2 protein-coding genes, 2 pseudogenes and 1 other annotated feature are annotated in these 11,314 nt (G+C 65.8%); of the genes and pseudogenes, 1 reads left to right on the forward strand and 3 read right to left on the reverse strand.

What is annotated here, in order from left to right:
- Together H537_RS48625 and H537_RS54270 are read right to left on the reverse strand one after the other, a co-directional pair.
- Positions 1–7,946, reverse strand: a 7,946-nt coding sequence (locus tag H537_RS48625) for a cadherin-like domain-containing protein (RefSeq protein WP_211235168.1), incomplete at its 3' end; no start/stop codon positions are given.
- 565 nt (positions 7,947–8,511) lie between these two features.
- Positions 8,512–8,658: pseudogene (locus H537_RS54270) on the reverse strand (IS3 family transposase); the annotation flags it as partial.
- Between the two features lie 70 nt (positions 8,659–8,728).
- Here H537_RS54270 and H537_RS52140 point away from each other — a divergent pair.
- Positions 8,729–10,105 carry an IS30 family transposase gene (locus tag H537_RS52140; RefSeq protein WP_084151332.1) on the forward strand — a complete coding sequence of 459 codons (1,377 nt, stop codon included), beginning with the start codon at positions 8,729–8,731 and terminating at the stop codon, positions 10,103–10,105.
- A 7-nt stretch (positions 10,106–10,112) separates the two neighbouring features.
- Here H537_RS52140 and H537_RS48630 read toward each other — a convergent pair.
- Positions 10,113–11,041: pseudogene (locus H537_RS48630) on the reverse strand (IS3 family transposase); the annotation flags it as partial.
- Positions 10,647–10,763, reverse strand: a sequence feature (AL1L pseudoknot). (Overlaps the previous pseudogene by 117 nt.)
- Positions 11,042–11,314: the final 273 nt, after the last annotated feature.

An 11,314-nucleotide genomic window follows, 5' to 3' on the forward strand; every position in this document is an offset into this window, starting at 1 on the left:
TAGCTGTAGGCCAGCGTGCCCGCCGTGGGCACTCCGCCCACGTACGTCACGTCCTTGAAGCCCGTGAGCCTGAGCGTGCCCTTGCCCGTGTCGATGTCCACCGCCGTCGTGCCCAGCCCCGCCAGCTCCGCCAGCGTCAGCTCCCGGCCACCCACCGTGACCGTCTGCAGCCCGTCGGCAGCCGTCACCGTGATGCTGCCCGTGGTGGTCTCGGCCGTGCTGCTTGCATCCACCAGCCCCGCCTCGTACACCGTGGCATGGCCCGTGGCCCCGTCGTTGCCGTCCTGCGCCACCACCGTCGGTGCGCCGTCAGTCTTGCCGCGGATGGTGATGGTCAGTTGGGCCTTGTCGTACCCGCCGGCACTGTCGTACAGGGTGTAGGTGAAGAAGTCCTGCAGCGACTTCCCACTCTTGAGCGCGTTGACCGCCGGCTTGGTGTTATCCAGCGTGTAGGTGTAGCTGCCGTCGGCGTTCAGGCGCAGCGTGCCGTAGAGGCCATCCAGATCACTGCCTGCCGTGACGGAAAGCGTGCCCGGGTCCGGCGTCTCTTTGCCGGTGCGCACGGCGCTCACGCTCAGGTTGGCCACGACGTTGTCGGGATCGCTGTCCGCTTCGGAACCTATGCGGCCGCGGATGACGCCGGAGCCAACAGGAACGAACAAGGGCCCCGCGTCCTCCGTGATGCTGTTCGTGTCATCCACCGCCACCGGCGGGTCATTGACCGCGGCGATGTAGAGGGTGCCGTTGATGGTGTTGCTGACCGCCGCGCCCGGCCCGCCCGCGTTGCCGCCGAACTGCACGTTGTTGCCGTCGTTGACCGTGATGTGGTAGATGCGCGTGGCCGCGTTGCCGTAGGCGGTGGGGTTGTCGCTGGTGCTCTTCCACGCCAGCAGGTTCAGCAGGTCTTGCACCTGCGCCAGCGTGATGCTGTTGCTGAAGTTGATGGTCAGCGCCTTGCCCACGCCGGTGTTAACCGCGTCGGACGTCATCCCGCTGGGCAGCGCATCGGCCACGAACAGGATGTCGCCGGCCTGGTAGGCATCCAGCGTGACGGTGAGGCTGCCCGCGCCGATGACCGTGGAGCTCAGGCCTGAGGTGGTGCTGAGGTCAATGTCGCTGACGCTGCCGCCGGTGAGCAGCCGCACGCCAGGCACGCCGGTACCCACGCCCGTGCTCTCCGTCACCGAAGGGTTGAGCGCCGAGCCCTGCAGCGGCGTGCCTGCCAGCACCGGCGCGTCGTTGCGCGGCGCCACCGTGGTGTCCAAGGTGTGCTTGAGCGACCAGGTGCTAGTCTGGTTGTTGGACTCCAGGGTGTCCAATCCGAGATTGACGTTGTCGGCCAGGGCCGCCACCGGCGTATCGGCCGCACGCACCGTGAGGCTGCCCGGCGTGCCGTTGAAGTCGCCAAAGGGCACGAAGCGCAACTGCGCGCTGGTGGGCAGCAGCAGCGCGGCCGCGTCCATCACGTCCGTCCTGATGTCCTGCCATCCGCTGCCGACGTTGTACTGCCAGGTGCCCTGGGCGGCCGTGGCGGCATTGCCCACCACCGCGATGCCGCCGAAGCCGGTACCGCGTGCATCCGCACCACCGGTCACGCCGGTCTGGTTGTCGGTGGCGTCGCCGTAGTTGCCGCCAAACAGCGCCGCCACGGTGGCGGGGCTGCCGGCCTGGCCTTCGGTGCCGGCCGTCGGCAGTGTCGCGTCGGTCGTGGTCGGCCGGTCATTGACGTTGGCAACCGTGGTGGACAGAGTGATGGTGCCGCTGCTGTAGACCGTGGTGCCGCCGTTGGTGCGTGTGTCAACCGGGTAGGCTCCAGAAGCCGGGGTAAGCGTGCTGGAGTCATTGTTGGTATCAGTCTCAACCAAGCGCACAACCAGATCGTTGGGCTTGCCCTGGAAGTTGGACTTCGGCACGAAGCGCAGCGCCGCCGAGGTGCCAAGCACCAGCGCGGTAGCGTCGGTACGCGTGCCCACGGCGGTCCAGCCGGTGCTGCCGTCCAGCGAGTACTGCCACTCGCCCTGGGCTACGTTGGTGGTCACGCCCACGATAGCCACGCCGAAGAAGTTGTCGGCCGACGAACCGCCGACGGCATTGGGGCCGCTGGGCAGGCCGTTGGCGAGTTGGTCCTTGGTGTCGCTGAAGTACGGGCGGAACAGCGTGTCGATGCTCTGGCCGGTACCGCCGTCGCTGTCCTCGGTGGGAGACAGCAGCACCTGCGTCGCGCCGTTGGTGACGACGGGCGCGTCATTCGACAGGGCGACCGCTACCGAGAAGGTTTGTGTGGTCAGCAGCGCAGCGGAGGTGCCGGCATCGCCGTCCGCATAGCTGACGTTGCCCGAGATGCTGCCAGGCCGCGCGCCGTTATGGCCGTTGTCGTTGACCACGACCTTGACGTCGAAGCTGCCGTTCCAGTCGGCCGCGGCGACACCGGCCGTGGTAGGCAAAGCCACCACGACGCCGTTGTCGGTGAGCCGGTTTTTGATCTGCGTCAGCGTGCCGTCAATGACGAAGGTGCGGGTGCCCAGGCCGCTGATGGTGCCCCCGCTGCCGCCGACCGACTGCACCGTGAAGCCTTCGGGCACGGTAACCGCGGCACGCAACTGGTCCGTCGAGCTGGCATCCACGTCCGTGATGGTGAACTTCAGCGTGGCGGTGTCGGCACCTTCAACGCGCGGCGTCACTGTCATTGCGATGCCGGCCGGGTCGTTGACATCGGAAGGGAACAGCGTGCGGTAGGTACTGACCACGTTGTTGGTCAGCCCAGTCGGGAACACGCCGTAGGGATCGATGCCGGTAGTCGGCACCGCCGTGGTGCCGCCGGACGCGTTGTTGTTGAGCCCGCCGTTGGCGCCGCTGGCCGTGACGATCACTCCCGAAGCGTCGCGCACGCGGTCGTCGACGATGACGTAGACACGGTAGCTCACGTCGGCATTGCCCAGGGCTCCGCCGATCTGCACCTGCAGCTTATCGAGGTAGGTCTTGATGTCAGCCTGGGTGCCGCTGATGCGCAGCGCCGCCTTGTCGCCGTTGTAGGCACTGTCAATGTTCAAGCCCGCCGGGACCAGTGCGGAGGACGTGATGCGGATGTTGTTGTCTACGTAGGCCGAGCTGTTCAGCACGGCTCCGCTACCGGTGGTAATGCGGACCGTGACCTGCAGGTAATCTGTCTCTCCATCGGCCACACCGCCGGTGTCGGTGACGTCCGTATCGCTCACCAAGAAACCACCCACGTCGGTCAGGCCCTGGAGGTACACGGTGCCAGAGCCGGCCGTCACTGTCGGTACGTCGTTGACCGGTACGATCGTGATGCCCGCCGTGACGGGGGCACCGTTGTTGGCGGCGCCGCCGCTGCCGAAGCGCGAGCCGGTGTCGTCGAAGGACAAGGTCAGCGTCGCGTCGCCGTCGGCGTTGCCGTTGGTGTCGTGGTTCTCGTTGGTGGCGCTGCGGTACGTCAGGCCCTGGCTGCTGTCGTTGAGCAGCGCCTGGATGTCGCTGGCGCGGCCGGTGAGCGTGAGCGTGGCGGAGTTGTCACCACTGATAGTGACGGCGCGGCTGCTGGGCGCAGCGGCGGTGGCAGTGGTCTGTGTACCCGGGACGCCGATGCCCAGTACGCCACGGCCCACCGTCAGCCTGACGGTGACGGGCGTGTCGAAGGCCGCGGACTCCGGGTCGCTGACCACAAAGTTCCCGCCGATGAACGTGACCTGGTCCTCGTAGGTCTGGGGCAGCAGCAACGACACCGCCAGGGTCGGCGCCTCGTTGACGCTGGAGACCCACAGCCGCACCAAGGCCGCGCCGATGTTGCCGGCCAGGCTGCTGCCGGCCGCCGGCACGGCAGAGGTGTAGGCGTCGAAGGCGTCGTTGGGCACGGGCGCGGACGTGCCGCTGGTCGGGGTGGCGGCTTGGTTGATCCGGCCGCCGTTGGCCACGGCCTGCACACCGTTGCCGTCGTCGTTGTCGGCATCGATCAGTGCGCCACCGCCTTCGCGCAGGCGGTCGTCCGCGATCACTTGAAGCTGGTAGACAGCGTTGCGGTCGCCGCTGAAGGACATGCCCAGGCCGTCCAGCGCCTTCTGGATCTCGTCGCGCTTGCCGCCCAGCACAAGATAGTCGTTCACGCCGTTATGGGTCGTGTCCACGCTGGCGAGCGAGCCGGCACCCGGCACGATGCTGATGCCGGCGTAGGCCGCCGCCGAAGCCAGCGGCGCGCCGGAAGCGTCCAGCAGCCGCACGGTGACCTGCAGGAAGTCGGTCTCACGCGGGCTATCGACGAAAAGCAGGTCCGGATCGGCCACCTTGAAGCCCGTCACCAGTGTGACATCGGGCCCGGTGCGGTCCACCGTCACCGTCGCGGACGGCGCGGTCACCACCGGCGCATCGTTGACCAGCGGGTCGAAGTAGATCCAGAACTCGTTGCCGGCCTGCTCTTTGTCGCCGTCGGCCACGGTGAAGATGAACTTGTCGTCTGGTTGCCCGTCCTGCGGCACGGCGCCGAGGTCGTCGCCGTTCTGCACGTAGTAGATGCGGCCCGCGGCCACGTCCGCTTTAGTGAACGAGGAGCCCGCGCCCAGCAGTGTGAAACTCACCCCGTTGACCGAGTAGGCCAGCGAACCGTGCGCCGGCGCGGTCGTGATGCGGTACTGCACCTGCTGGTCGATGCTGTCGGGGTCGAAGGCGCGCAGCAACGCGTCGGTGATGCGGGTGAAGCTGCCTTCGGTAGCGTGGAGCGCGACGTTGGCGCTGTCGGCAGGGCCAGGCCGGAGCGGGGTCGGCGTCGGGTCCGAGGCGATGGCCGGCGCGTCGTTGACGGCCGTCATGTCGATGGTGACGGTCGCTGTGTTTGACGTGGCTCCCCAGCGGTCCACGGCCACCACAGTGAAGTTGGTCTGGCGCGTCTCGGAGCCGTCGCTGACGAAGCGTAACCTGGTGAAGCCGGGTTGGCTCGTGTCGGCCGAGTTGCTCAACTCCGAGACTGACAGTTCCTGCTCCAGCGCGACCGCCACCCAACCGGTGCCGTTGAAATACTGCAGCGTGCCGCCAGCCGCAGGCAGCGACGTGATTCGCAGTTTGAGCGCGGTGCCGTTGTTGTAGGCGAAGCTGGTGGGGTCGCTCTCGACGGCCGCCTCGCTGACGGCGTCGTCGGCGTCGCGCACGACCAGCTGGTCAGTGGTGATGTAGGCGGTCTCTCCTTCACGGATGACGGCCCTTTGCGAGCCGCCCAGCGTGGGCGCGTCGTTGGTGGGCGTGACGTGGAAGGCGAAATCCGTCGTCTGTCGGTCAATCGTGCCGCCCACCAGCGCGCCGGCCGAGACCGACAGCGTGACGCTGGCCTCGAAATCCTCGCTGGCGCCGTCGTGCTGGTAGCGGATGAGGTTGCCCGCATTGAGGTCCGCCTGGGTGAAGGTGTCGTACGGGCTGAGGTTGATCCAGGCGCTGCCGTTCCAGCGCTGCAGCACGCCGTTCCCCTCCGCGCCGGCAGGGCCGTTGTTGTAGCGGATCACGGTGTAGACAATCTGTGCCTCGTCAACGGCACTTCGGATATCGCCTTGGCCATCGACGTACGTCACGGTGTACTTCAAACCCGGGGCGTGTTGCCAATCGGCTGAGAGGCCTACCGTACCGCCCTCGCTGGTGGAGGCCTCGTTGGACGAGTGAAGCGTGGCGGTGAGCATCGGCGGCGCGCTGGGATCGCTGCTGCCGGGTATCGAGCCGCCTCCTGCGTCCTTTTCTAACAGAGTGATCCTGAACTGCAGCGTGCGCAGTTGCCCGATGGACCTGTCGTACACGCCGCCGGGGCGCGGGAGGCTCGTGCCGTCCTCCTTCCACGACAACGCCATGGCGTTGTCCACGACCTGGAAGTCAAAGCTGTCCACCACACCACCATTCAGCGGGGCATAGACGTGCTGTTGGTAGGTCACCAGACCGGCATCCAGCGCTGCTGCCGTGAAGGTGTCGCCCACCCGGAGGGTCACGTGGTTGAGCTGGAGATCACCATGGCTCAGGCTGGCGGCAGTAACGACGAAGGTCACGGTTGCGCGTGCCGTATCTACGTCGATGGCGTCGAGCATGGTTGATTGCAGCACCACGCGGGAGTTGGCATCGCCCTGGGTGTTGACGTTAGCCTGCAGCGTGCTACTTTCGACCCACACCGGATCGTCATCGACGCTGCGCACGTTGACGGTGATGGTGGCCGCCGTGCTGGCCGGAGTGCCGGTACCGCCGCCGCCATCGGAGACGCTCACACCGAAAGTGTCGTCACGCGAATAGTTCGGATCGGCGTCACCCTTGTTGGCATAGGTTAGCTTCGCGCGATCGGCGTAATCGAACTCGAAACCGATGTCGGACGCCGTGAGCGCCTTGCTGTCGAAGTACAGCGTGCCGTCCGTGGGCAGCGCGGTGATGCGCACCTTCAGCGTGCTGTCGCCGGGATCGCCCCCGCCGTCGGCCTTGATGAAGTTGCCCACCACAGACAGCGGCGTGTTCGACGCGTCCTTGGCGTTGGCCGGCTGGCCTTCGTAAACGCTCCCCGAGCCGGATACCGTGGGCGCCTGGTTCGCCGGCGTGATAGTGAGCGTAACCTGGGCGGTGTCCGATGAGACCAGGGGCGTGGCCCCATCGTTCAGCCGCACGGTGAAGGTGTCGGACTCGTTCTGCAGCGTGCTCGTCTCAGTGTGGACGTAAGCCAGCTTGCCGTTGATCACGTCCTGCTGGGTAAAAATGGAGCCCTGAGCCAGCCGGTTGCCTGAAAGCGTAAGGTAGCCGTAGATGGGCGCCGATGTGAGGTTGTAGACGATCTGGACAGGCAACTGTGTGGGTGTTGTGCTGTCCACCTCTGGGTCTGCCGCCGCCAGCGTTGCCGCGGTGATCACTGTCCCACCAGCCGGGCTCACCTCGTCAACAGCCTGGGTGATGCCGCCACCGGGCGTTGCCGGGTCGAGCACCACCGGGTCGTTGGACGGCGTCACATTGAGGGTAAGCGTGCGCGTGGCGGTCTGCAGCGTTGCATTGGCGCCAACCGAAACGGCGACCGTAAGGATGCCGCTGGCCGTGGTCTGGCCCAGCTCGACGTCCGCCGCCGTGAACTTCACCGAGTTGAGCCAAGCGCTGGCCTCGGCCGCTGTGTCAAAAGTGAAGCCCGCTGCCTCTGTCGCGTCGCGACCATTCACGGTAAGGCTACCCAGGGCGCCGTTGGGCAGTGTGAGCTTCAAGGTGACGGCGCCGTTGCCACCGTCCGACACCGTCCAGCCCGACAATTGGGCCGTGGAAACATTGGGCGCATTGATCGCGCTGGCCTCGATCACGGTGAGTGCCGTTAACGTGGTGCTCACCGACGGCGCGGCCAGCACGCCGACGTAGCCTTCGACGGCCAGGGCGCGTGCCTCGATGGTGCCCACCGAAGCTTCCAGCACCCAGTCGCCGCCGGCCGCGGTCGTGCCGGTGGCGTCGCTGGAGGCCGCCACGTCTGCGCCGGTGAACTCGGCCAGGCGCTGCAGCAGCTGCGTGTCGTCACGGGCCAAGTCGCAGCCGTAGAGCAGGATGTCGCCATCGGCGCCTAGCGCTGCGCCGATGGCCTGCCACAGTGCCGCCTGCTGCTGCACGGACTCGGCATCCACGGTGCTGCCACCCAGGTGCAGCTGGCCGGACGCGCCATGGCTGAAGATGGACAGCGAGGCGATGCCGCCCTGCTCCTGCAGCGCCGCAGCCAGCTGCGCCACGCCATCGGCCTGCGGCGACAGGTACACGATCTGGGCGTCGGCAGGCACGGCCGCCGCCAGCTGCTGCCAGCCCGCCACGCCTTGGTCGATCACGTAGACGTTGCGGCCTTCTGCGGCGCCGGCCCCTTGGACGGCCGGTGCCGCAGGGAGCTCGGCCTGCGCCGGCCGCGCCTGCTCGGCGGACACGGGGTTCACTTCATGCCCGTCGCCGTCATGGTGTATGTCCGCCATGCCGGTTGCGGCTTCCACCAACACCGCACCGTCGAACAACTGCCGGCTCTCCAGGGCGAAGCGATGAGGACGAGGCCGGAACTTCGAAGCAGGCTTAGCGACGTTGGGCATGAAACAGTTATGGCGAAGGTGCGTGACGGCCCGGAACGGCGCATTGCCTGGGGCGGCGAGAGGCGGCGAACGGCGATGCGAACGCAGCCGACGGGCCTGCTGTGGTACGTCATGGCAATAGCAGACCCGGACGCCAGGAGACCTCCGCCAAAACCGGAGTTTCGATGCAGCGGCGCTATTGGAAATTTGATCCTTATAGGTAGCTGCTGCCCGAAGACGCTCTATGCAAACGCTCTCTCAGCGTTATCCAGTTCACCGCAACGCACTGGTCCGAGCAAGGAAATAGATCACGCTTTGCCCTCGGTAAACCGTAAGCGTTGCGCTGGGCCCTTCTTGGCAGGGCTTGAACCCATGAGCAAGATCGCCCTACCGTGCTCACCTTCTCACTTTTACGAGATGTGCACGATGGGAGCGGTGAACCGCGCCGGGAATTTCTGAGGCTCGTTGGTGTGAGTTAGGCCGGGACGGCCGACTCGGCGAGTTGACGATGGTAGTTGGCCTCGGCTTCCGCGGGCGGGATGTTGCCGATGGGCTCCAGCAGCCGGTGGTGGTTGAACCAGGCGACCCAGGTCAGCGTTGCCAGCTCAACAGCTTCCTTGCTCGGCGCATTCAACCGGTCGTCGCAACACCTTTGATGAAAGAGGTGTTTTATGGGACGACCTGCGGGATGGATGCAGAAGTTGACGGGGCGAGGAGCGATGCGCTCGCCAGGTGCGCCGTCGCTTCGGCGCGAAGTGGAGCGACAGTTCTGGATTCAGATCTCAACCGGGATCACGAGCGAGAAGGCTGCTGAAGCGGTCGGCGTGTCGCAAGCGGTAGGCTCTCGCTGGTTCCGCCAACGTGGCGGCATGCCATTGTTCATGTCGAAGCCTGTGTCCGAGCGATATTTGTCCTTCACGGAGCGAGAAGAGATTTCCTTGCTGCGAGCCCAAGATGTCGGAGTCCGTGAGATCGCTCGCCGTTTGGGGCGAAGCCCCTCGACCGTCTCTCGAGAGCTGACCCGCAACGCCGCGACCCGTGGGGGCAAGCTCGAATATCGGGCGTCAGTGGCACAGTGGAAGGCGGAACTGGTAGCCAGGAGACCCAAGCCGGCCAAGCTGGCGATCAACTCGCAGCTGTGCAACTATGTTCAGGAGCATCTGGAGGGCAAGCTTCGCGATGCTGAAGGGCGTGAAGTAGCCGGCCCTCGACAGGCACCATTCATCGGGCGTAACAAACCCCATCGCAGTGACCGCCAGTGGGTCAATGGCTGGTCACCGGAGCAGATTGCCAAACGGTTGCAAATCGACTTCCCCGATGATCCATTTATGCGCATTTCCCATGAGGCCATCTACCAAGCCCTCTACATCCAGGGCCGGGGTGCCCTCAAGCGCGAACTGGTGAGTTACCTGCGCACAGGGCGTGCGTTGCGGGTGCCGAGGGCCAGAGCCCAAGCCAAAGCATGGGCTCATGTCAACGAGGAGGTGATGATCTCCCGCCGACCTGCAGAGGCCGAAGATCGTTCCGTGCCAGGCCATTGGGAGGGGGACTTGATCATTGGCCTGGACAGGTCCGCCATTGGAACGCTGGTAGAGCGATCAAGCCGCTTCACCATGCTCGTGCACTTGCCTCGCGAGGCGGGCTATGGGTTGGCTCCCCGGACAAAAAACGGTCCTGCGCTTGCCGGCTACGGAGCCGTGACCATGGCCAATGCGCTCAAGAAAGTAGTGACCATGCTGCCTGCCCAGTTGTGGCATTCATTGACTTGGGATCGTGGCAAGGAGCTATCCGACCATGCCCGGTTCACCATCGAGTCCGGGGTGAAGGTCTTCTTTGCAGATCCTCACAGCCCCTGGCAGCGCGGCACGAACGAGAACACTAACGGCCTGCTTCGTCAGTACTTCCCGAAAGGCACAGACCTGTCTCGGTGGAGCGAGCAAGAGCTTCAGACTGTGGCGAACACCCTGAACAGCAGGCCGCGCAAAACTTTGGGCTGGAAGACCCCAGCCGAGACGCTGAACGACTACCTAAAATCTGCCGCACAACCCGGTGTTGCGACGACCGGTTGAATGCGCCTTGCGAACCCCTGTCCGAATGATGGACCAGCCGGTCTTCCTCGGTGGGCCTGCGCTCGTACAGGGCCTGCTCCAGTGCGTCGAGCACGAAGTCCGTGCGCATGGACGAGGACGCACGCCAGCCCACGATGCGCCGGGCGAAAACGTCGATGACGAAGGCCACGTAGACGAAGCCTTGCCAGGTAGCCACGTAAGTGAAATCGGATAACCACAGCTGGTTGGGCCGCTCGGCCCGGAACTGCCGCTTCACCTTGTCCGACGGTAGGGACCCGGTCGTGTCAGCGACGGTGGTGCGCACCACCTTGCCGCGCACCACGCCGCGCAGGTCTTGGCGCCGCATCAACCGCTCGACCGTGCAGCGCGCCACCGTGATGCCTTCGCGCTGCAGCTGCCGCCAGACCTTGCGCGCGCCGTAGACCTGCATGTTGTCGCGCCACATGCGCTCGATATGCTCGATCAGCGTGTCGTCGCGCTGAGCGCGTGCGGGGCGCAGCGCCGGCTGTGCCCGGCGGGCCGCGTGCAGCCAGTACGTCGAAGGGGCAATCTGCATGACGCGGCAGATCGGCTCGACCCCGTGGACGTCGCGATGCTTGTCGATGAACGCCTTCACCGCTTGAAGGGGCGGTCGAGCTCCGCCTGGGCGAAATACGCCGACGCCTTGCGCAGTATCTCGTTGGCCTGGCGCGGCTCCCGTACCTCGCGCTCCAGGGCCTTGATGCGCTCTTGCTCCGCCGTGGTGGGGCCCGGGCGGGCACCGCTGTCAGTCTCGTGTTCCCGCACCCAGCGACGCAGGGTCTCGTGGGTACAGCCCACCTTCGCAGCAATCGAGCAGATCGCTGCCCATTGCGATTCGTACTCCCCCTGGTGCTCCAGCACCATGCGCACCGAGCGCTCACGCACCTCAGGCGAAAACTTCACAGACTTCTTCATATGGCCCCAATTCTCTCAAGAGTTGGAGCCTCCGAAAAACCGGGGCGGTTCACTACAGGCGCCAGGCAGGCACAAGGCAGAGGCCTTGCCAATAGGGCCCAGCTGCAACGATTACGGTAAACCGGACGAGCCCTGGACATGCCGGTGTATCAGGGCGCCGACGCGGCGCTTAGCTGGACTTTGGCCATTACGCGGCATAGCAGGCCGCCTCGTGCAGGCGGCGCCAGACGCTGCGGGGTACTTTAATGATGTCGCGCTCGCAACGGGACGTTG

It is taken from the genome of Azohydromonas australica DSM 1124 (genome assembly GCF_000430725.1).
GTDB classification, from domain to species: Bacteria; Pseudomonadota; Gammaproteobacteria; order Burkholderiales; family Burkholderiaceae_C; genus Azohydromonas; species Azohydromonas australica.

Coding starts and splice junctions, on each gene's coding strand:
- H537_RS52140 (WP_084151332.1), top strand. CDS start 8,729: ATGCAGAAGTTGACGGGGCGAGGAGCGATGCGCTCGCCAGGTGCGCCG.